We start from the raw sequence: 21,221 nt of genomic DNA, 5'->3' as shown, positions 1-21,221 counted from the left end.
GTTCCCGGCTTGGTTCGCCCGCGAGCGGCAGCCTGGTCGGCTGGAGATTCTGCGGTACCACCCGGGTCTTGCGGCAAGCCCCCCGATGCGTTATAAGTTAAATACGGCAGGGAGAGATATTTTTCGCTGCCTTTTCTTGTGCCTTCCTCACCGGCCGACCTTCGTCGTCGTGGTGGCTTCCTTCGAGACGGTGCGCCCGGTCTGGTCAGTCGCGGTCGCGGTGGTTGTCGTGGTGCCGTCCGCGCGGGCCGACAGCGTGCAGGCGCGGGTGACCTGCTCGCCAGGGGCCAGCTGGGTGACGGTGAACGAGCAGGCCGGGTCGGCGTCGTGAACGGTCACCTCGTGCAAGGGCGCGTCCCCGGTGTTGCGCAGGGTGCTCACGTACGTCACCGGGTCACCCGGCCGGATCGGCTGCTGCAGGTGATCGCGGCGCAGGTCCAGCGCGGGATGAAGCACCGTGATGGCTGCTTTTCCGGTCGCGGCGACCGGCGGGCCCCACGGAGCGGCGGCGGTCGCGGTTGCCTGGCCTGCGGTTGCCGGAGCCACGCATTGGTAGCGCTGGGTTCCGCCGACCGGCAGCTCGGCGAAGGTGCGCGCGCAGGCGGGGTCGTCAGTCACCCGCACGTCGTGCAACGGCTGGTCGCCGGTGTTGGTCAGCACGACCTCGAACGGCACCGCGTCGTCGGCTCGATACGCGCTGCCGGCGGCGTGCTTGGCGACCGCCAGCGCGGGCTTCTTCACCTTGAACGACGCCTGCGCGGTAGCGCTCACCGTGCGCTGTGTCGGGTCGGTTCCGGTCGCCTTCGCGGTGTTCGTGAAACCAGCCGCACCCGCGGTGATCGTGCACTGGTACTCGATCTGGGCGTCCGGGGCCAGGCTCGGGATCTGGTGCGCACACGCCGGGGTGCGATCGTCCACAACGGACACCGCGGTCAGCGGGACATCGCCGACGTTGCGGACGAGGAGCGAGAAGGTGACCTTGTCGCCTTGCCGCACCTCGTACGGCTGGGCGTCTTTCATGATGACGATTTCCGGGTGGATGACGTCGATCTTCGCCGAACCGGACGCGGTGACCGTGCGGTTCGTCGGGTCGGTGCCGGTCAGGGTGGCAGCGACGGCGAAGTCGTCCGGTTTGGCCTTCACCGTGCACTGGTAGCTCTGCGCGGCACCGGGTTCGAGGCGGTCGAACTTCTTCGGGCAGCCGGGATCGTCGCTGGTCACCGCGGTGAGCGGGACGTCGCCGGTGTTGGTGACGGCGACTGTCACGGCGAGGGGGTCGCCAGCCCGCGCGACGGTCGGATTCGCCGAGGTCATCACGGTGAGCGCGGGGTGGATCACGTCGAGGTGCGCGTCGGCGGAGGCAGTGAGCGGCGGGCCCACCGGCGGATTGCCGGTCGCGTGCGCGGTGCTGACCGCGTCGTCGGCGGGGGCGGGGAGGGTGCAGTCGTAGGCCTTGTTCGTTTTCGGGGCGAGGGTGTCGAGGGTTTTCGCGCAGGGGCCCTGGTCGGTGACCTTGACCGCGGTCAGCGGGGCGTCGCCGGTGTTGGTGACCGTGATGGTGAAGGTGACCGGGTCGCCCTCGCGGAAGGGGCCGCCGTGGACGGTTTTCGTCAACGTCAGTCCGGGGTGCACGACGGTGAACGCGGCGTCCGCCGTGGCGGTCACCGGCCCGCCGATCGGGTCGGTGGCGGTCACCTTCGCGATGTTGGAGTAGCCGTCCCGCCCGGCTTGGGCGGTGCAGGTGTAGCGCTGTTCTTCTCCCGCGGCCAGGGCGGGGAAGTCCCGGGCGCAACCGGGGGTCTTTTCGTCCACAATGGACACTTTGGCCAGTGGGATGTCTCCGCTGTTGCGCACGGTGAGGGTGAAGGTGACTTGGTCCCCCTCTCGCACCTGCGTCGGCGCGACAGTCTGGGTGAGCTGGACGGCGGGATGGATGACGTCGAGGTGCGCGCTCGCGTTCGCGGTGACGGGTCGGCCGGACGGATCGGTGCCGGTGACCGTCGCGTCGCTGGTGAGGTCGTCGGTCGCGGTCCGGGCACAGCTGTAGGTCTGCGTTGCCTGCGGGGCAAGGGTTCCCAGCCGCTTCACGCATTCCGGCACGGCCGGGTCGGCGACCTGGATGTCGCGGAGTTCGGTGTCGCCGGCGTTGGTCACGGTCAGGGTGAAGGTGGCGGGTTCGCCCGGGCGCACCACCGCCGGCGCCACGCTTTGGGCGAGCGTGACGAACGGGTGGATCACGTCGATCGCCGCCTCGGTCGCCGCGGTCACTGGCGCGCCGACCGGCGGTTTCGCGGTGACCTGCAGCGCTTCGGTGGTGTCGGTGTTCGGCGCGGTGGTGGCGCAGTCGAACGTCCAGCTGGCTCCGGGGGCGAGTGCGTCGTGCTGCTGCGCACAGCCTTCGGCGCGGGCCATCGTCGTAACGGCGAGCCCGGTGAGCGGCACGTCACCGGTGTTCGCCACGAGCACGTGCACCGCCACGGCGTCGTTGTCGCGGAATGGTCCACCTTGGACAGTCGCGGTCAAGGTGACCGCTGGGTGTTGGACGGTGAACGACGCGCTCGCCTTCGCGGTGACCGGGCGGCCGGTCGGGTCCGTGCCGGCGACGGTCAGATCGTTGGCGAAGCCCTGTGTTCCGGCGACCGTGCTGCAGGTGAAGGCCTGCTTGCTTTGGGGGGCAACGGTTCCCAGCGGGCGCGCACATTCCGCGACGCGGTCGTCTGCCACCGTGACGTCTTTTAACTCCGCATCCCCGGTGTTGCTCACCGTGACGGTGAAAGTGACCCGGTCCCCCTCGCGCACCTGCGCGGGAGCGGCAGCGGCGGTGGCCTCTAGCGTCGGATGAACCACGTCCACGCGCGCATCCGCGGTTGCGCGCTGTGTCGTGCCGAGCTGGTCTTTGCCAGTCGCGACAACGGTATTCGTCACGTCGTCCGCCGGGGCTAACTGTTCGCACTTGTACGTCTCGACCGCGGTGGGTGCCAACGTGCCGAACTTGCGCACGCAACCGGGCACACTGTCGTCGGCTACCGCGACGTCGTCCAGCGGCACGTCGCCGGTGTTGCGCACGGTTACCGCGAAGGTGACTCGGTCCCCTTCGCGCACCGGCACGGGGGAGGCCGCGGCGGTGACCGCCAAGCCCGGATGGATCACCGTGACGGTGGCTGAAGACTTGTCCGTGACCGGTCGGCCGGTAGCGTCCGTACCGGTGGCGGTGACGGTGTTTGTGGTGGTGCGCGCGGGTTTCGCGGTGCAGGAGTAGGTCTGCTGGGCACCGGGCGCGAGCACGCCGAAGGACCGCGAGCACGCCGGCGTCGCGTCGTCGGTGACGTCCACCGGATTGAGCGGGCTGTCGCCGGTGTTGCGCACGGTGACCTTCCAGGTGACCTGGTCCCCGCCGTGCACCACGGGCGGGACGGCCTCCTTCGAAACCGCCACCGCGGGCGCGATGAGGGGGACTTTCGCGTCCGCGGTCGAGCTGACGACCTTGCCCAGCGGGTCGATCCCCTTCACCGTCGCGCTGGCTCCGTCCGGCAGCGGCACCGTCGCCGTGCAGGTGCCCGCCACCGATTGCCCCGGCGCGAGCGAGCCGATCGCGCGAGCGCACGAGGGGACCGTTGGGTCGCCGATGGTCACGTCATGCAGCGGAACGTCGCCGGTGTTGGTGGTCTTGAGCGTGAAGGTCGCCTGATCGCCAGCGCGATAAGCCGGTTTGTCGACTTGGTTGCTCAACGTCAAAGCCGGGCGAAGGACGTCGACCTTGCTGCCCGCCGAAGCCGAGACCTGCTGTCCGCCGGAACCCACTCCGGTCACCTTGACCGTCGAGACGAAGCCCTTCTCCGGCGCGGCTAACGTGCACTGATAGCGCGTGCTGGCCCCCGGTGCCAGCGAGCCGATCTTCTTGCCGCACTGCGGGTTCTGCTCGTCCACGACGTCCACCTCGGACACCGGGACCGAAGCCGGATTCGTCACGCTCACCGTGAACGTCACCTGGTCGCCAGCGTGCACCCGATGCGGTTCGGCGGCCGTCGTGACCTGCAGCTCCGGCACCGGCCGGGCCTGCGCCGCGGGCGCGGCGGGCGTCAGCAGAATGGCCGTCAGGCCGAGGACCAAGAGCGGACGTTTCCCGGCCGAAACCATGCGCGCAAGTTTTCCACCATCCGGTGACGCCGCGGCGATTTCTTACCCGGCCGTGGGACTACCTCACTCCGCTGAGCGATTAGTGAGACGCACGGTTGACTCGTGAGTGATCGCCGCTGCCTGTTCGAGGAAACCGATCACCGTTTGGAGTTGCTCGTCGGAGTAGCCGGCCGCGATCGACTTCATCGCCGCGACGATGTGGTCCCACAGCGGCGCGACCCGCTCGACGCCCGCCGGGTCGAGCCGGACGAGGACCTTCCGCCGGTCGTCCGGATGCGGCATCCGGTTGACGACGCCCTTGCGCTCGAGCCGGTCGACGAGAGCGGTGACGGACGCCGGCGCGAGCCCCGCGTACCCGGCCAGCTCCTTCGGCGTGAGGGGACCGAGCCGGGCGAGATAGTCGGTGACCTTGCTCTCGACCGTCGAAAGCCCGTTCTGCTCGGCGAGCGCGGTGTGGAACATGACCGTCTCGGTCGACAGCACCCGGGAACGAAGCAGCAGCTCAGCGACCAGATCCTCGCGCTCGCTTGACATGCCCCGGAGTCTAGCGGACTATTTAGTTCGATAGAACGAATTACTTTCCAAGATATTCGAAGGGGCGAACCATGGCACGAGTCTTGATCGCGGGCGGGGGCATCGCGGGGGCGATCACCGCGATCGCGCTGCACGAGGTGGGGCACGAACCGGTGCTGTACGAGGCGTACGACCGCAGCGCGGAGGGGGTCGGCGCGTTCTTGACTCTCGCCGTGAACGGCCTCGACGCGCTCACGCCGTTAGGGCTGAAACCGCTGGTCAAAGACCTGGGTTTCGACACTCCGCGGATGACGCTCGGGCTCGGCAACGGCCGCCAGCTCAGCGAGTTCCCGCTCGGCGGGCCGCTGCCGGACGGCACGGTGAGCCAGACCGTGCTGCGTTCCGACCTCTACGTGGCGCTGCGCGACGAAGCGGGCAGACGCGGCGTGCCCACGGAGTTCGGCAAGCGGCTGACCAACGCCGAGCAGACCTCCGACGGCGTCACCGCGCTCTTCGCCGACGGCACGAAAACCCACGGTGACCTGCTGATCGGCGCGGACGGGCTGCGGTCGACCGTCCGCCGGATCCTGGACCCGTCCGCACCCGCGCCGCGGTACGTGCCGCTGCTCAACACTGGCGGTTTCGCGCGCGGGCTCGACCTCGACGACGAGCCCGGCGTCATGCACATGGTGTTCGGCCGTAAGGCGTTCTTCGCGCACGTGCTCGCCCCGGACGGCGCGGTCTGGTGGTTCGCGAACGTGCCGCACCGCAGCGAGCCGACGGAATCCGACCTCGCCGCGATGCGCGGCCCTGGCTGGCGGAAGCGGCTCCTCGACCTGGTGCGCCCGGACCGCACTCCGGCCACCGCGATCGTCGAGGCCAGCGAAAACATCTACGAACCGTGGGCGACGTACGACTTCCCGACGGTCCCGGTGTGGCACCGCGGCCGGATCGGCCTGATCGGCGATGCCGCGCACGCGACGTCACCAGCGGCCGGTCAGGGCGCGGCGATGGCGATCGAGGACGCGGTGACGCTCGCGAGGTGCCTGCGCGACGTGTCCGACCCGGCGGCCGCGTTGACGACCTTCGAGACCTTGCGCCGGGATCGGGTGGAAGCCGTTGTGGCGCAAGGCAAACGCAACGGCGACGCCAAAGCGCCCGGCCCGGTCGGCCGAGTGCTCCGCGACTTCTTCATCACGCGCGCGCTGCGCAAACCGGCCACCGACGACCCGAACCGGTTCATGTGGGACCACCGGATCGACTGGGCGGCCCCGGTGCGGGCGGCCTAGCGCCAGGTGTCGACGCGGTGGAAGTTCTTGTACGCGCGGCTCGGCGTCGGCCCGCGCTGCCCCTGGTAGCGGGAGCCGGCCTCGCTGGAGCCGTACGGGAATTCCGCCGAGCTGGACAGCCGGAAAATGCACAGCTGGCCGATTTTCATCCCCGGCCACAGCGTGATCGGCAGGTTCGCGACGTTCGACAGCTCGAGCGTGATGTGCCCGGAGAAACCGGGGTCGATGAAGCCCGCGGTGGAGTGGGTGAGCAGCCCGAGACGGCCGAGGGAGGATTTGCCCTCGAGCCGCCCGGCGAGGTCGTCGGCGAGCCGGACCTGCTCGAACGTGGACCCGAGCACGAACTCGCCGGGGTGCAGCACGAACGGCTCGTCGCCCTCTTTTTCGACCAGCGAGGTCAGCTCGTCCTGCTGCAGCTGCGGGTCGATGTGGGTGTACTTGCTGTTGTCGAAGACCCGGAAGTACCGGTCGAGCCGGACGTCGATGCTGGACGGCTGGACCATGGCAGGGTCGAAGGGGTCGATGCCGAGCCGGTCGGCGTCGAGCTCTTTGCGGAGGTCACGGTCACTGAGCAGCACGGATGCAGCCTATCGGGCGGGTGGGCGCGGCCGGGGCACCCCTCCGTCCGAAGACCGCGTCCATCCGCTTGAGGTACCGCCGGCGCCCGAACGCGCCGAGCGCTTCCTGCAGCGCGGTCGCCCCGGGAACGAGCTGGCGCACGGTCTCGGCCGCGTAGTTCACCCCCGCGGCGGCGAGCACCGCGGCCTGCGCGACCGGGTTGTCCGGCAGCCCGAGAAAGTCGGCGTTGTCGCGCCCGAGCACGAGCCGGCTGATCGCGGAATGCACGCCGACGCTCACCCGCGCGAGCACCTTCCCGGCGGCCCCGCGCCCCTCGCCGACCGCCGCGTGCGTGCCGACGAGGGCGCGGGCGAGCCGCCGGGAGTCGTCGTCGGGGATGAACTCGGTGGCGGCGAGCATCCAGAGCAGCCGCCAAGCGTCGTCCTCGTCGGCCGGCAAGAGTTCGTCGTCGACGCCCATCAGCCAGCCGACGTAGCGCCAAAGATGCAGGATGTCGGCCTTCTCGCGGGCGGTGTAGCGGAGGCCGAGCAGCTGGGTGCCGACGACGTAGACGAGCGAGAAGAGCAGCAAGGTGCCCGCGGTCTGGACCTGATTGACCGGCCGGTCCCACCGGTCGTAATCCCAGTCGGGCCGGTTGTTCATCGCGCGCCGGACGTGCGCGTGCACGAGCCGGATCCGCAGCGCGGCCTGATACCCGGAGCCGTGTTTTTCGAGCGCCCCCGGCGTGGTGACGTCAATCCACCACGCCGCGGTCTCAACCAGCCGCCGAGGCGCCCGGTGTTCGATTTCGCCAGTGCCGACCAGGGATTTCGTCGCGCGGGAGGCCAGGTAGCCGCCCATGAGCGACATGTCGCCGAGGGGAAAGAGACCAAGCAGCCCGGCGCGGGTGATCGCCTTCGCGCCGCTGATCAGCCGCTGGTGATCGACCCAGTACGGGGTGGCTTCGACGTGCTCGACGAAGGCGGCGAGTTCGGACGGCACTCGTTCCCCGGCGAGCGCCTGGTCGACCAGCTCTTGGCGATGCGGTTCCCGATGAAGCCACTCGACGACGGCGTCCGCTAGGGCGTCCTCCCGCTGCGCGAAGGTGCGGAGCCGCTTGAGCTGGGCTTCGTCGGCCTGCGCGCCCCGGGTCCGGGCTGCCAGGCGGAAGCCGCCTTGGCGGAACATCTCCGGGGGCAGTCCCGGGGACGTCTCCGGGGGCATTTCGGGGGGCATCTCGGGGTCGTCCATCGCGCACCTCCGCACCTTGGGTCGACAACAAGTGTTGTCACTTTGCTGGCGGAGCGTCAAGGCGTGCCCCCCGCTGGACATGGGGGTGCCGTGGTTGTGTATGCTGGCGGGGCACTGCGGATGTAGTTCAATGGTAGAACATCAGCTTCCCAAGCTGAATACGCGGGTTCGATTCCCGTCATCCGCTCCATTCATAAAACCCCAGGTCAACCGGCATAAGCCGCACGGCTTGGGGTTTTATTGTGCCCGGCACCCCAGCCGCGCGGGCCTTTAGTCAGCGACATCGGGGTTGCCCTCAACGGAATAGGTGTCCGTCTCGGCGGACGGTTCTCCGCCAAGCGCGAGATGCGATCGGCGAGGTCCTGGCCCGCCTCTCTGGTGGCATGGTGACAGCGGGTCCCGATGCTCGCCATCGACCACGTGCCCGACCCACCGGCGAGGACTACCAGCGGGTTGGCGCTGGCCAATCCGAGGCCAAAGACGAACGCCAGGACGTCTCGCTCTTAATCCGGTCTCTCCGTGAATGGTTAGGTGTGCTTGTAGGCGTTGATGTTGATGGACCGCTCGGCCGCTCCTCGGTATTGCAGGATCGTTCCGCCGTCCGAACAATCACTGTTGAGGTAGCCGCGTTGCCGTTCTTTTGTGTTATTCAGTGCCGACCGCGCGCTGAACGGCAGGCGGATGCAGTGGCTTCCCGTTGCCCAGTCGGGTGGTTCCTGGATTTTCTGTCCGCCGAAGTTTGGTTCCGACCAGAAACACACGAAGTTCTCCGCGCACTCCGGCAGGGCATTGGGAGCGCTGGTTTGCGCGCCGAGATCGACCCCGCCTCCCATGCCGACCAGCGTTACCACCCCTGCTACCGCGACAGTGGCGCTCACCGCGAACACCGGCGCCCTCCACCATCGACGACGAGACCGAACGGCAGAGGCGTCACCACCCGGACTAACCGATGACGGACGGTCTGGGGCAGCGAGCCGGCTTCGGATGCCCTCCCATTCGTCGCGCTGCTCGACGCATCCGCATCCTCGCAGATAACACGCCAACTGCTCAGACGTGGGCAAAGCGCCGTTTTCAATACTCGAGACTCGCTGCCTGGTCAGCACGTTCTGCTCGATCCTGGAATGCCGTGCCAGCGCTGCCTGCGTCATCTCGCCGCGCAAACACCGTAAATGATCACCGAATTCTTTAGCAGTGCTCACCGCGGGCACTGTTGACCCCTCGCCAGCCATGCCATCCCCCTCCGATGACTTCGCCGATCTCCAAGAAACCCCTGGTAGCGGTGTCGTGACACTGCGCGCGACATCCGCGACACCAGCAGTGTTGCCCTCGACGGCTCAGCGATGCAACGCTCGAACGAGCGAAATCCCTACGGCGGCACGGTGACTCGACGGCCGCGGAGCGTCCTCGGCAAGGACCGAATGTCACCAGTTGCCAAAAATCCGCAGCGAAAGGAATTACCCATGTCCAAAATAATGGCTGTAGCCATCGCGGCCGCGTCGGTGTCTGCGCTGTCACTGCTGACCGTGCCCTCAGCGTCGGCGATCACGTCATCCAGCATTCCGTTCAATTTCAGCTACGGGCCGGCAATGGGCGACATGTGGAGCAGGGAATTTCACCCCGCATCAGACGGACGAGTCTGCGTAGCGATCACCAACTCCAGCAACTCCGCGTTGACGATCCGGCCCTACCGAGTACTGCCAGGCCCCATCCCGGATCAACCCGCCGGCCCCGCAAAGTACTACCCAGCCGCGGACGGACACGCACACAGCTTCTGCTGGACCGGCTTCGACCCCAGCCACGACTACGAACTCTATTTCTCCGGCGGATACCTCCGCGGAACCGGGCGCGTGTACCACTGAAGCGGCCCGCCGCCACCGCTCATCAGACCACGGAGGCCCTGGTGTCACACCGACACCAGCGCCTCCGCACATCACCACGCCGACCGACATCCGAAAGTTCGGTGCGTTCACGAATCTGCCGGTGAGATGAGATCCAAAAAGGTGAGCCGTAGGCCGCTTACTTTCTCCGGGTTGTACGCCGACACCATCGCCACCCTGGACCACGCTCTAGTCGCCTGCCGACGCAGCGAACACGCCATCACCGTGGCACCAGGAGCGGTCTCACCGTCATGACCTGCATCTGCCCGCGCAGCCTTTCCGCAGCAGCCGAAAGCTGCCGCAGGAACGCGCGCTAGGTACGACCGATGCCCTCCCTGAACGGGTGGCAGACGTTCAACTCGCCGCCTATTTCCGGGTTCGGTAGAGCCGCGCGCTGAACAGTCCTCCCGCCAGTACGCCGGCGCAGCCTGCCCACTGGAGGAAGGCGTCCAACTGGCCGGTCACCGCGAGGATCGCGGCCAGGGTTCCGTAAGCGAGCACCAGGTAGAAGAGCAACCACAGGAGCAACCGAGGAGAGGAGCGGGCCAGGACACGGAGGCCGGAGGCTTTGGCGAGGTCGTCCCGCAGCCGCGATCGACGGTTCCCCATTCGTTCATTATGGCATGAGCATCCCCGTTAATTCCCGGAGTCCACTATGGACCTCCAAGGGAGGCTACCTGGCCTCGGTCATCGCGTCTTCCTTCGGAGCCGAAGTTGCCCTGCGGTGAAACCAGAACAACCCGCACAGCACCGTCAGCCACACCACACCGACGATTAGCGCCAGGCGGGTGTCTTCAGCGAACGCCATCACCACGAAGATGAACACCATGAACACCATCGTCAAAATCTGACCCACCGGCCAGAACGGTACCGGGAATGCCAGATCGGCGGCAGTCGACCCGCGGCGAGACCGGTAGTGCGTAAGCAGGATCATGAACCAAACCCACACCGTCGCGAAGGTGCCTACCGAGGCGATCAGCAGGAAAGCGCTGTCCGGCAACAGGTAGTTCAAGACCACCGCCAGGCTTAGCGCGGCAGCAACGACCAGGACGGTCATCCACGGGATACCATTCCGCGTCACCCGCGCCATGACCGCGGGAGCTTGGCCACGGCGAGCCAAACCGTAGATCATCCGGCCGGCGCCGAAGATGTCGCTGTTGATCGCGGACAACGCGGCAGTGACCACGACTATGTTCAAAACCGTTGCGGCGGAGTGCAATCCCAGTCCCGAGAAGATTTGGACGAAGGGGCTTCCCGAGCTGCTGACCGTGTTCCACGGGTTCAGCATCATGATGATCGCGAGGGTCGCCACGTAGAACAGCAGGACTCGAACCGGGACCGTGTTGACCGCTTTGGGCATCGCGGTGCGCGGGTCTTCCGATTCCGCCGCGGTGAGGCCCAGGATTTCCGTGCCGCCAAAGGCGAACATCACCAGGGCGAACGAAGCCAGGAAACCGCTGAAGCCATGGGGGAACCAGCCGCCGTGGGACCACAGGTTCGTGACGCTGCCGGCATGCGCGCCGAAGATCAGGATTGCGGCTCCGCCAATGATCATCGCGATGATGGCGACTACCTTGACCAGCGTGAACCAAAACTCCAATTCACCGTAAACCCGTACGCTGACCAGGTTCGCGGCGGCGATGACCAGGATCGTCAGCACCACCCAGATCCAGCGGGGCACATCCGGGAACCAAAATCCCATATACACCGCCAAAGCCGTGACATCGGCGACGCAGACGATCACCATCTCGAACGCATACGTCCAGCCGGTCAGGAAACCCGCCAGGGGGCCCAGGTGCTTCCGGGCGTATTCGCCGAACGAACCGGGCGCGGGATCGTTCACCGCCATCTCGCCCAAAGCGCGCAGGACGAAGAAAATCGCCGCTCCGCCGATGAGATACGCGATGAGCACAGACGGCCCGGCCTTGGCGATCGTGTCCGAGGAGCCGTAGAACAATCCGGTGCCGATCGCCGAACCGAGCGCGATGAACCGGATGTGCCTTCCGTTCAACCGGCGGCTCAACCCATCCTCGGACTTCGTCGTCATCGACGGTTACCTCCCGAAATCGGCGGCCCGCGGCGCGAGCGGGTCGGCACAGTAGAACCGATCCGGGTTCGGCCGACCAACCTACGGCGCCGGGAAAGCGTCTGCGATCTCAGACGGTCCACAAAGGACGTCAGCCTTCCACCAGTTCCCACGGCGCGCCCGGCTCGGCGCGATCGAACACCTGGCCCGGCGCGGTGAGGAGGGTCGGCACGACGTCCGGGTACAGCTGCACGACGTGCTCCAGTTCCAGGCCCTCCACCTCGAAGTCCTCGGCCTCGGGGACCTCGAAGCCGACGAACAGCCACGTCCCGTCCTGCTCCCGGACCACCTGGCGGACCGCGCGGGCCGGAGCGTCCGCGGTCGTGCCGATTTCGGTCAAGCCGGTGCTCAGCTGGACTTCTTCCAGCGGCGAACCCGGATGCGTCCAGGCGGCGATCCGGGCGTCGCGGTGCGCGAGGTCCTCGTCCACGTCGTCGGAATCCGACACCGAGCTGAGCAGCCAGGTGCGACGGTCCGGATCCCAGTCCGCGGCCATCCCGGCGGGCACGCCGGCCAGCGCGACCAGGTGCGGCAGCAGGGTCACCGCCTCGCGCAGGGCCATCGCGCCGAACAGCTGGCGGTTGACCTCCATGTCCTCTTCGAACTCGGCGCCGTCGCTGATGAACCAGTCGTCGTCATCGTCGAGGACGACGAAGGCCAGCTTCTCCGGATGATCCACCAGCTCGTGCGCGATGATCACCGGGGATTCCGGGTCCTGCCGCAGCGGCCATTGTTCGGACATCTTCACTCCCCGTCGTCGATTACCCGCAGCCACTCGGCGTCCGGCGCCTCGCGAAAGAACACTTCGCCCGGCTCGGCGTCCAGCAGCTCGACCACGTCCGGGTACAGCTCCGCCACGTGGCCGAGCTCCAGCGTGTCAACCTCGACCTCGGTCTGCTCATCCGGGTCCGGCACCTCGAACCCGACGAACATCCACGTGCCGTCTTCGTCCCGGCTGACGTACCGCACGTTGCGGGCCGGAGCGTCCCTCGCGGTGCTGATCTCCATCAACCCGAGGCTGAGGTTCACCTCGTCCATCGGCGATCCGGCGTGCGGCCACGCGGCGACGCGGGCTTCCCGGTACGCGCGGGCCTCTTCGTCGTCACTCGGCACCAGCGGCGAAATCAGCACCCAGGTCCCGTTGCCGGCGTCCCATTCCGCACCCATCCCGGCCGGCAGCTTGGCCAGCGCCTTCAGCTGCGGCAGCAACTCGACAACGTCGTGCAGGCACATCGTGGCGAACTGTTCCTCGTCCAGCTCCGGATCCTCGCCGAACTCCGTGCCGTCGCTGACGAACCAGCCTTCCTCGTCGTCGAGCAGCACGTGATCGAGCTGCTCCGGATGCTCGATCAGCCCGCGCGCGACGAGCACCGCCGCGTGCGGTTCCTGCCCCATCGGCCAGTCCTCGGACATACCCGCTCCCCACCTCGTGTCCACGTGCGCGCCCATCCCACCAGACCCGCCCGCTCAGGTGCACAGCGCGTCTCCAGCAGGAAATTCCACGAACGTTGGATTAGGCTCGGCGGCATGGTGCTGCCCGAACGTCTCGCCCGGTTCAACCGCGTGGTCACCAACCGGGTCACGAAACCCTTCGCCGACAAACTGCCCGGATTCGGGGTGATCGTGCACCGCGGCCGCAAGTCGGGCCGAGAGTTCCGCACGCCGCTCAATATCTTCCGCACCGACGACGGATTCGTTGTCGCGCTCACCTACGGACCGGACGCCGACTGGGTCCGCAACGTCCTCGCGGCGGGCGAGGCGGAGGTGCTCACGCGCGGCCGTAAATACCGCGTGCGCGATCCGGAACTCGTGCATGATGAATCGCGCCGGCCGATGCCGCCCGGGGTACGGCAGTTCCTCGGGCTGGTCGGCGTCACGGATTTCCTTGTGCTGAAACGAGAATAAGGGGCGCGATGCTCACCGGGAAGCTAGTGCGGCTGCGGGCGCTCGAACCGGCGGACGCCGAATCGATCTACCGGTGGATCCACGACCCCGAAGTCGGCCGATACATGACTGCCGATTACCCGCGTTCACTAGCCCAGTTGCGCAAGCGGGGCGAGGAGCGCCCGGTGAACACCTACGACAACGTCGTGCTCGGCATCGAATCCATCGAGGCGGGCAAGCTGATCGGCGTCGTCGACCTGCGGGACGCGCGCCCAGAGGTCGGCCGCGCCGAGCTGGACATCTACCTCGGCGAGACCGACCACTGGGACGGCGGGTACGGCACTGAGGCCTTGAAACTCATGTGCCGCTACGGGTTCAACGTGATGCGGCTGCACCTGATCGCGCTCTGGGTGGTCGCGGAGAACGAGCGCGCCCGGCACGTCTACCGCAAGGTCGGGTTCGTGGAAGACGGCAGGCACCGCGAATGCCATCGCGGGCCCGACGGCCAGTACCACGACATGTACCTGATGAGCCTGCTCGAGCCGGAGCTGAACGACTGAGCTAGCTCCTGACCTGCCGCTTGCCCCACAGGGTGGCGGCGAGCGTCACGCCGATCGCGGCGAGCACCACCTGGGTGATGATCTCCAGCCAGTCGATGCCCTTCGTGTCGGCGTAACCCAGGCCGCGGGCGATCGCGGTGCCGACGAACGCAGCCACGATGCCGACCAGGATCGTCAGCCAGATCGGGATCGATTGCTTGCCAGGTGCCACCAGCTTGCCGAGCAGGCCGAGGATCAGGCCGATCACGACCGCGCTGATGATGCCGGAAACCGCCATGGCGAAACTCCTTCTGCCGATAAGACCGGGCTCGGCCGGTATAGCCCGGAACCCGTAGGACCAAACCCGGCTTACCGCCCGCGGGAGGCCATCGCCACCGGGAGCACGAAAAATGCCCCGGTCCGGGTGCGGAGCGGGGCATTTTTCCGGCGAGTGGGATCAGAACGCGGCTTCGTCCACGTCCATCAGCGCGTTGTCCGCGGCCTCCACGATGGCGCGGCGCGAGGTCAGCTCCGGCAGCACGGTCTTCGCGAAGAACGACGCGACCGCGAGCTTGCCCTCGTAGAACGGCTTGTCCTTGGCCGACGCGCCGTTGTCGAGCTTGGCCAGCGCGACCTCGGCTCCCTGCAGCAGCTTCCAGCCGACCAGCAGGTCGCCGACCGACATCAGCAGCCGCACGGTGTGCTGGCCGACCTTGTTGATGTTCTGCGGGTCTTCCTGCGACGAGGTCAGGTAGCCGATCAGCGAGCCCAGCATGCCCTGGGTGTCCTCGAGCGCCTGCTTGAGCAGCGCGCGCTCGTTCTTGAGCCGGCCGTTGCCCGCCTCGGACTCGATGAACTTGGTGATCTCGCCTGCCACGAACGCGAGCGCCTGGCCCTTGTCGCGGACGATCTTGCGGAAGAAGAAGTCCAGCGACTGGATCGCCGTGGTGCCCTCGTACAGCGAGTCGATCTTCGCGTCGCGGATGTACTGCTCGATCGGGTAGTCCTGCAGGAAGCCGGAACCGCCGAGGGTCTGCAGCGACTGCACGAGCTGCTCGGTGGCGCGCTCGGAGCCGACGCCCTTGACGATCGGCAGCAGCAGGTCGTTGACGCCGTGCGCCAGCTTCAGCGACGCCTCGTCGCCCTCGCCGGTCCACAGCTGGTCCTGGAAGGACGCGGTGTACAGGTAGATCGCGCGCAGGCCCTCGGCGTACGCCTTCTGCAGCATCAGCGAACGACGCACGTCCGGGTGGTGCGTGATGGTGACGCGCGGCGCGGTCTTGTTGAGCATGTTCGGCAGGTCCGCGCCCTGCACGCGCTCCTTGGCGTACTCCAGCGCGTTCAGGTAGCCGGTGGACAGCGTGGCGATCGCCTTGGTGCCGACCATCATCCGGGCGTACTCGATGACCTGGAACATCTGCGCGATGCCGTCGTGCACCTCGCCGAGCAGCCAGCCCTTGGCCGGGGTGCCGTGCTGGCCGAAGGTCAGTTCGCACGTGGTGGACACCTTGATGCCCATCTTGTGCTCGATGTTGGTGACGAAGGCGCCGTTGCGCTCGCCGAGTTCGCCGGTCTTCGAGTCGAAGTGGAACTTCGGGACCAGGAACAGCGAAAGGCCCTTGGTGCCCGGCTTGGTCTCGATGCCGGGGCCCTCGGGGCGGGCCAGCACCAGGTGCATGATGTTCTCGACCATGTCGTTCTCGGCCGAGGTGATGAACCGCTTCACGCCGTCGATGTGCCAGGAGCCGTCCTCCTGCTTGACCGCCTTGGTGCGGCCGGCGCCGACGTCCGAACCGGCGTCCGGCTCGGTGAGCACCATGGTGGCTCCCCAGCCGCGGTCGATCATCAGCCGGGCCCAGTGCTTCTGCTCTTCGGTGCCGTTCTTGTCCACGATCATGGCGAAGTTCGGGCCCGCCAGGTACATGAACAGCGGCGCGTTCGCGCCGAGGATCAGCTCGGCCGCGGCCCACTGCACCGTCGGGGGAAGGCCGAAGCCGCCCAGCTCGTTGGTGAGGCCGAGCCGCCACCATTCGCCATCGACGAGAGCCTGGTAGCTCTTCTTGAACGACTCGGGGATGGTCACGCTGAAGGTCTTGGGGTCATACACCGGCGGGTTGCGGTCGGCGTCGGCGTAGGACTCGGCGAGCGGGCCGGTGGCGAGGTTGTTCAGCTCCGACAGCACGCCGCGGGCGGTCTCCTCGTCCGACTCGGCGAGTACGCCCTTGCCGAGCCGTTCCTGCACGCCGAGCACCTCGAAGAGGTTGAACTCCAGGTCTCGGACGTTGCTCTTGTAGTGGCCCATGTCGTCACTCCGTGTCGTGTTCGGCTTTCCGGCCGGGCACTGGTTCCCTTACTCGCCGGTAACATCAGGATATTACCTACCAGTAACCAGAGCAAGCGAATCCGCCCTTCCAGGGGTGGGTATTCGCTCGGGAACATCGGGCCGACCAGCGGGCCGACCTCACCGGGTGCCGCGCGCCACGGCCTCCTGCACCACCTGGGGACCGGCACTGTCGTCAAGCTGGGGGACCAGAATGCCGCTGCGGAACGCGATGGTCACCGCGTGTGTCCGGTCGCGGGCGGAGAGCTTGCGCAGAATGCTCTTCACGTGGGTCCGCACGGTTTCCACGGACAGGAAGAGCAGTTTCGCGATGCCCGAGTTCTCCAGCCCTTCGGCGACGAGCTGCAAAACCTGGTATTCGCGCCGGGAAAGCGGCATGGCGCCCTTGGGCTGCACGAGCTGGCCGTCGACCGGAGCGGCTCTCGGCGACGGTTCGCGCTTGGGCCGCGCGGTGAGCGCGGACAGCGCCGGGTCGATGTAGCGGCGGTCGTGGTGCGCGCGCCGGACCGCCTCGGCGAGCCGCCGGGAATCGACCGCGCGCGGGACGATGGCGTGCGCACCCGCGCCGATGGCCGCGGCGAGGTACTGCTGGGTGCGGTTCGTGTCGCGCACGAGGGTGACCAGCACGAGTGCCGGGTCGCCCGCGTTGAGCAGCTTCGCGAGATGGCAGTTGGGGTCGAGCGCGGAGTCGAGGATCACGACGTCCGGACGGACCTGCTCGCACAGCTGCATCGCCGCGTGGTGGCTCGCCGCCTGGCCGGACCAGTGCAGGCCCAGCGTGCGGTGCACCATCGCCGCGATGCCCTCGCGGAAAATCGGGATCGGGTCGACGACCGCGACCCCCAGGCTTCGACCGCCGGCTGGCTGACCGGCCGACATGGGCGTTCGGTGGGGCTCGATGCCACGCATCTCGGGCCTCCGTCCATCGAGGTCGCTCCCGGTGACCGGCACACCCCCTCGGCGTGCCGGCCGGTCCCCCCTGCCGGAACCGGCCGGGAACGACACCTTGTCCCTGGTTCGACTCCGCCGAGAGCAGCTTGTGACGCGGTTTCCCCCTCATGGCCGTAACGGGTGGTCGCAGCAAACTGTGAGTAGAAAAGTGGCTCCGAAATGCGGGCGGACGGCGCAGCGAGGGGCCGCCCGCGCGGGTTAGCTCTACTGAGGGTTTAGCCACTCGGGTGAATCTCCGTTGACCGCCCGTGCGCGCAGCCGGCCGAACTCCTCGGCGAGCGTTTTCGGGGTCCAGTGGGCGTTCAACCCGCTTGGATTGGGCAGAAGCCAGACCCGAGTTGTCCCGATTGTCCGTTCTTGCGGCCCGGCCGCGGCCCGCCGATCGCCGAACGCGACGCGGTAGGCAGTGATTCCGACCACTGCCAGCCAGCGCGGGCGGTACTTCTTGACCTTCCTGGTCAGGACCTGGCCGCCTTCGCGGAGTTCGTCGTCGGTCAGCTCGTCGGCGCGGGCGGTGGTCCGGGCCACGACGTTGGTGATGCCGAGGCCGAGGTCGAGGAGCTGGTCCTGTTCGCTCGGGTCCAGCAGGCGAGGGGTGAACCCGCTGGCGTGGAGAGCGGGCCAGAACCGGTTGCCGGGACGGGCGAAGTGCAGGCCCAGCGCGCCGGAGTAGAGCCCGGGGTTGATGCCGCAGAACAGCACGTTCAGGTCGGGGGTCAGGACGTCCGGGATGGTGCGTCCGTGCGCGGCGGCCTGTTCGGCCTTGGTGGGTTTGGCTGGCATGGGTCCAGTTTCCGGGATGCTGGACGTCCGCCGGTTCTCCGCACGACCTTCGAACGCGGGGTAGCCAACCCGCCACCCCGCTCGGTAGCCTGTGTGATCTCTCGCACAACGGCGTCGATGAGGAGAGCACATGCAGTTGTGGCTAGTGCTCGGCCTGGTAGCACTGATCATCGCCATCGCCTCGTTGATCGTGATCCTGGAAGACCGCCGCGCGGCGCGCCAAGCCGCGATCGCGAGGCGCGCCCGGTTAGCGCGTCTTGGCGAGGTCGATCCGCTCGCTCCGGGCAGGCTCCGCGCGGAGGGTTGAAGAGACCGGCCGGAGAGCGAGCAGCAGCGCGCCGGCCAGCCAGCCGAGGCCGGAGCCGAAGGTGTTGGTCATGAGGTCGTCGACGTCGAAGATCCGGTAGACGAACGGCGCGGTCCCGAAGTTCGCCGTGAGCTGGGTGATCTCGACGGCCAGTGAGGCCGCGAAGCCGATCGCCAGCGCGCCGACCAGACCGCGTCGCCACAGCACCCGGGCGAAGAAGCCGAGCGGGACGAACAGAAGCACGTTCATCGCGGCCTGCTGGAAGGTCTGGGTGGTGAACCACTCCGCCGCCGAGAGGCCGTGTTTCACCAGCTCGGTGTGGATGTCCGCGATCCACTGGAACGGCTCCAGCTGCACGGTCTGCTCCAGCCGCCTGCTGTGCGGGCCGGGCAGCGGCAGGAAGACGACCGCCAGCGCCATGCACGCGTAGAACACGACTGCCGCCGTGGTCACCAGGCTGCGCGGCTGCGGGCGGCCGTAGCGCGCGAACTGGAGCACGAGCTGCGGGACCAGGATCGTCGCCCAGACGGCGAGGAACCCGATGAACCCGTACTGCAGGGCGGTGACCTGTGCGTTCGTCATGGCAAGAACGCTATTGATCTTGCCGCCGCGGCACTTCGGTCGAAGAGCCGGAGCCGCCGAGGCCGGGGTCGGCCAGATGGCCGAGTACCCGCCGACCGATCGGTCAGCCGTCGCGCGAGGGCGGTTCGTCGTCCCGGTCCACCCGCTCCGAACGCCAGGCCGCGAAGACGGTGCCGGCGATCAGCAAAACCACCACGGCGAGCGTGAGCACGACGAGCTGCAGTTCCATTTGTCCCCCTCGGTGCCCAACGCACAATCGGCGCGGGGGAGGCGAACGTTACCGAAACTTTCATCCGGCACCGGCCGTTCTGCCCTGGTCAGCGCGGTCCGATTTGGGCAGACTGCTTCGCCGGGCGTCCGCATCAGGGGTCAAGCGGACGCGAACCCCGGAGGAAACATGAAGCTCTTCACCCGGCTCGCGGCCACCGCCGCGGCCGCACTGGCCGCCGTGGCCGGCACGAGCGCGCCCGCCGAGGCCGCACAAACCACCGACGTCCGGATCATCGCGTTCAACGACCTGCACGGGAACCTCGAACCGCCGTCCGGGTCGGGCGGGAAGATCACGCTCCCGGACGGGTCCAAGGTGGACGCGGGCGGCGCGGCCTACCTCTCGACGCACGTCAAGCAGCTCGAGGCGCAGGTGCGCAATTCGATGGTGCTGTCCTCGGGCGACAACATCGGTGCGTCGCCGGTGATCTCGGCGCTGTTCCACGACGAACCGACCATGGACTTCCTCAACGAACTCGGCGTGAAGGCGTCCGTGGTGGGCAACCACGAGTTCGACGAGGGCTACCAGGAACTGCTGCGCATGCAGTTCGGCGGCTGCAACAAGACCGACGGCTGCCAGTTCCGCAAGAGCTACGACGGCGCGCGCTTCCCGCTGCTCGGGTCCAATGCGTACTTCGACAACGGGCTGCCCGCGCTGCTGCCGTTCAGCATCCAGTACTCCGGCGGCGTCCCGGTCGGCGTCATCGGCGCGACGCTCAAGGACCTGCCGTCGGTCGTGACCCCGGAAGCGATCAAGGGCCTCAAGTTCGGCGACGAGGTCGAGGCGATCGACCGCACCGCGAACATCCTCGACCGGCTCGGCGTGAAAGCCCAGGTCGTGCTGCTGCACCAGGGCGACGAGGCGCTGCCCGGCGCGGGCCCGAACGACTGCAAGGTCCAGCCGGACGGGGCCGCCGCGACCATCGCGAAGAACGTGACCCCGAAGGTCGACGCGATCTTCACCGCGCACAGCCACCAGCAGTACAACTGCGTCCTCAACGACCCGGCCGGCCAGCCGCGTCCGGTGATCCAGGGCGCGTCGTTCGGCCGGCTGCTTTCGGTGGTGGACCTGAAGATCGACCGCCGCACGCGCGACGTCGTCCGGGCGCAGACCAAGGCGCACAACGAGATCGTCACCCGCGACGTCACGCCGGACCCGGCCGTGACGAAGCTCGTCGACGAGGCCAAGACGAAAGCGGCGCCGATCGCGAACAAGCAGGTCGGCACCATCACCGCGGACCTGCCCGCGGCGGGCGGGCCGTCCGGTGAATCGCCGCTCGGCGACGTGATCGCCGACGCCCAGCTCGAAGCGACCAAGTCCAACAACGCGGTGATCGCGATGACGAACCCGGGCGGTATCCGCGCGGACCTGACGTACAAGTCGTCGTCGGCCGGGGAAGGCGACGGCGTCGTCACCTACGGCGAGGCGTTCACCGTGCAGCCGTTCTCGAACATCATGCAGACGATCACGCTCACCGGCGCGAACCTGAAGAACGTGCTGGAACAGCAGTGGGGCCAGTCCGGCGGCACCAAGATCCTGCAGATCTCGAAGTCGCTGCACTACACGTACTCGGCGGCGGCTCCGGTCGGCTCGCGGGTCTCGAACCTCACGGTCAACGGCACGCCGGTCGACCCGGCCGCCAAGTACCGGGTGTCGGTGAACAACTTCCTCGCCGCGGGCGGCGACGGGTTCACCGAGTTCAAGAAGGGCACCGACCTCGCGGGCGGGCCGGTGGACCTCGACGCGTTCATCGCCTACCTCGGCGCGCATCCGGGCATCGCTCCGCCGCCGGCGGACCGGATCACCGCGACTCCGTAAGCGAAGCCCGTGAGGGGGCTCTCATCCCGCGGAGTTC

At 67.8% G+C, this 21,221-nt stretch carries 20 protein-coding genes and 1 tRNA gene; 6 read left to right on the top strand and 15 right to left on the bottom strand.

The window, feature by feature from the left end; genetic code table 11:
• Window positions 1–147 precede the first annotated feature (147 nt).
• Window positions 148–4,137 (bottom strand): hypothetical protein, encoded by a 3,990-nt coding sequence (locus tag F9C11_RS07780; protein WP_409184209.1) that lies wholly within the window; start codon window positions 4,135–4,137, stop codon window positions 148–150.
• A gap of 63 nt (window positions 4,138–4,200) precedes the next feature.
• Window positions 4,201–4,671 carry a MarR family winged helix-turn-helix transcriptional regulator gene (locus F9C11_RS07775; RefSeq protein WP_409184208.1) on the bottom strand — a complete coding sequence of 157 codons (471 nt, stop codon included), beginning with the start codon at window positions 4,669–4,671 and terminating at the stop codon, window positions 4,201–4,203.
• 71 nt (window positions 4,672–4,742) lie between these two features.
• Here F9C11_RS07775 and F9C11_RS07770 point away from each other — a divergent pair, with 71 nt between their 5' ends.
• A complete protein-coding gene (locus F9C11_RS07770) occupies window positions 4,743–5,939 on the top strand; it encodes an FAD-dependent oxidoreductase (protein ID WP_409184207.1) in 1,197 nt (398 codons plus the stop codon).
• Here F9C11_RS07770 and dcd read toward each other — a convergent pair.
• Both dcd and F9C11_RS07760 read right to left on the bottom strand, forming a co-directional pair.
• A complete protein-coding gene (dcd, locus tag F9C11_RS07765) occupies window positions 5,936–6,517 on the bottom strand; it encodes a dCTP deaminase (protein WP_037354328.1) in 582 nt (193 codons plus the stop codon). The two genes, F9C11_RS07770 and dcd, sit on opposite strands and share 4 nt — an antisense overlap.
• Window positions 6,504–7,748: an oxygenase MpaB family protein gene (locus F9C11_RS07760; protein ID WP_409184206.1), complete on the bottom strand. Its 1,245-nt coding sequence runs from the start codon at window positions 7,746–7,748 to the stop codon at window positions 6,504–6,506. The genes dcd and F9C11_RS07760 overlap by 14 nt, the downstream gene beginning before the upstream one ends.
• A gap of 116 nt (window positions 7,749–7,864) precedes the next feature.
• On the opposite strand from F9C11_RS07760, the gene F9C11_RS07755 reads away from it, so the two are divergent.
• Window positions 7,865–7,938: transfer RNA gene (locus F9C11_RS07755), tRNA-Gly, on the top strand.
• Window positions 7,939–8,275: 337 nt separating this feature from the next.
• Here the strand turns inward: F9C11_RS07755 and F9C11_RS07750 are convergent.
• Window positions 8,276–8,626, bottom strand: coding sequence for a peptidase inhibitor family I36 protein (locus tag F9C11_RS07750; RefSeq protein WP_409184205.1), 351 nt, complete (start codon window positions 8,624–8,626; stop codon window positions 8,276–8,278).
• Window positions 8,627–9,208: 582 nt separating this feature from the next.
• On the opposite strand from F9C11_RS07750, the gene F9C11_RS07745 reads away from it, so the two are divergent.
• A complete protein-coding gene (locus F9C11_RS07745; RefSeq protein ID WP_409184204.1) occupies window positions 9,209–9,607 on the top strand; it encodes a hypothetical protein in 399 nt (132 codons plus the stop codon).
• Window positions 9,608–9,991: 384 nt separating this feature from the next.
• On the opposite strand, the gene F9C11_RS07740 is transcribed toward F9C11_RS07745, so the two are convergent.
• The 4 genes from F9C11_RS07740 to F9C11_RS07725 form a co-directional block, all read right to left on the bottom strand.
• Window positions 9,992–10,234 (bottom strand): hypothetical protein, encoded by a 243-nt coding sequence (locus tag F9C11_RS07740; RefSeq protein ID WP_409184203.1) that lies wholly within the window; start codon window positions 10,232–10,234, stop codon window positions 9,992–9,994.
• Window positions 10,235–10,298: 64 nt separating this feature from the next.
• Window positions 10,299–11,672, bottom strand: coding sequence for an amino acid permease (locus F9C11_RS07735; protein WP_409184202.1), 1,374 nt, complete (start codon window positions 11,670–11,672; stop codon window positions 10,299–10,301).
• A gap of 130 nt (window positions 11,673–11,802) precedes the next feature.
• The gene (locus F9C11_RS07730) at window positions 11,803–12,453 is read right to left on the bottom strand and encodes a hypothetical protein (RefSeq protein WP_409184201.1); all 651 of its coding nucleotides are present in this window, start codon (window positions 12,451–12,453) and stop codon (window positions 11,803–11,805) included.
• Between the two features lie 2 nt (window positions 12,454–12,455).
• The gene (locus F9C11_RS07725) at window positions 12,456–13,124 is read right to left on the bottom strand and encodes a hypothetical protein (RefSeq protein WP_409184200.1); all 669 of its coding nucleotides are present in this window, start codon (window positions 13,122–13,124) and stop codon (window positions 12,456–12,458) included.
• Between the two features lie 114 nt (window positions 13,125–13,238).
• Here F9C11_RS07725 and F9C11_RS07720 point away from each other — a divergent pair, with 114 nt between their 5' ends.
• Both F9C11_RS07720 and F9C11_RS07715 read left to right on the top strand, forming a co-directional pair.
• The gene (locus F9C11_RS07720) at window positions 13,239–13,616 is read left to right on the top strand and encodes a nitroreductase family deazaflavin-dependent oxidoreductase (RefSeq protein WP_409184199.1); all 378 of its coding nucleotides are present in this window, start codon (window positions 13,239–13,241) and stop codon (window positions 13,614–13,616) included.
• A gap of 8 nt (window positions 13,617–13,624) precedes the next feature.
• Complete coding sequence (locus F9C11_RS07715; RefSeq protein ID WP_409184198.1) at window positions 13,625–14,155, top strand: GNAT family N-acetyltransferase; 531 nt, start codon at window positions 13,625–13,627, stop codon at window positions 14,153–14,155.
• A 1-nt stretch (window position 14,156) separates the two neighbouring features.
• Here F9C11_RS07715 and F9C11_RS07710 read toward each other — a convergent pair whose 3' ends face one another.
• The 6 genes from F9C11_RS07710 to F9C11_RS07685 all read right to left on the bottom strand — a co-directional run bounded on the left by F9C11_RS07710 (window position 14,157) and on the right by F9C11_RS07685 (window position 19,327).
• Window positions 14,157–14,432 (bottom strand): GlsB/YeaQ/YmgE family stress response membrane protein, encoded by a 276-nt coding sequence (locus tag F9C11_RS07710; protein WP_409184197.1) that lies wholly within the window; start codon window positions 14,430–14,432, stop codon window positions 14,157–14,159.
• Window positions 14,433–14,591: 159 nt separating this feature from the next.
• Window positions 14,592–16,436 carry an acyl-CoA dehydrogenase gene (locus F9C11_RS07705; RefSeq protein ID WP_409184196.1) on the bottom strand — a complete coding sequence of 615 codons (1,845 nt, stop codon included), beginning with the start codon at window positions 16,434–16,436 and terminating at the stop codon, window positions 14,592–14,594.
• A gap of 159 nt (window positions 16,437–16,595) precedes the next feature.
• A complete protein-coding gene (locus tag F9C11_RS07700) occupies window positions 16,596–17,384 on the bottom strand; it encodes a response regulator transcription factor (protein ID WP_409184195.1) in 789 nt (262 codons plus the stop codon).
• A 246-nt stretch (window positions 17,385–17,630) separates the two neighbouring features.
• Entirely contained in the window at window positions 17,631–18,209 is a 579-nt protein-coding gene (gene mug / locus F9C11_RS07695; protein WP_409184194.1) for a G/U mismatch-specific DNA glycosylase, read from the bottom strand.
• Window positions 18,210–18,456: 247 nt separating this feature from the next.
• Window positions 18,457–19,098: a VanZ family protein gene (locus F9C11_RS07690; RefSeq protein ID WP_409184193.1), complete on the bottom strand. Its 642-nt coding sequence runs from the start codon at window positions 19,096–19,098 to the stop codon at window positions 18,457–18,459.
• A 103-nt stretch (window positions 19,099–19,201) separates the two neighbouring features.
• Window positions 19,202–19,327, bottom strand: a complete 126-nt coding sequence (locus F9C11_RS07685) for a hypothetical protein (RefSeq protein ID WP_409184192.1) — start codon at window positions 19,325–19,327, stop codon at window positions 19,202–19,204.
• A 168-nt stretch (window positions 19,328–19,495) separates the two neighbouring features.
• Here F9C11_RS07685 and F9C11_RS07680 point away from each other — a divergent pair, with 168 nt between their 5' ends.
• The gene (locus F9C11_RS07680) at window positions 19,496–21,184 is read left to right on the top strand and encodes a bifunctional metallophosphatase/5'-nucleotidase (protein WP_409184191.1); all 1,689 of its coding nucleotides are present in this window, start codon (window positions 19,496–19,498) and stop codon (window positions 21,182–21,184) included.
• Window positions 21,185–21,221: the final 37 nt, after the last annotated feature.

It is taken from the genome of Amycolatopsis sp. VS8301801F10 (assembly GCF_046195355.1).
GTDB lineage: Bacteria > Actinomycetota > Actinomycetes > Mycobacteriales > Pseudonocardiaceae > Amycolatopsis.
The sequence above is the reverse complement of the archived record's forward strand: the minus strand, read 5'-3'. Positions and strand labels throughout refer to the sequence as shown.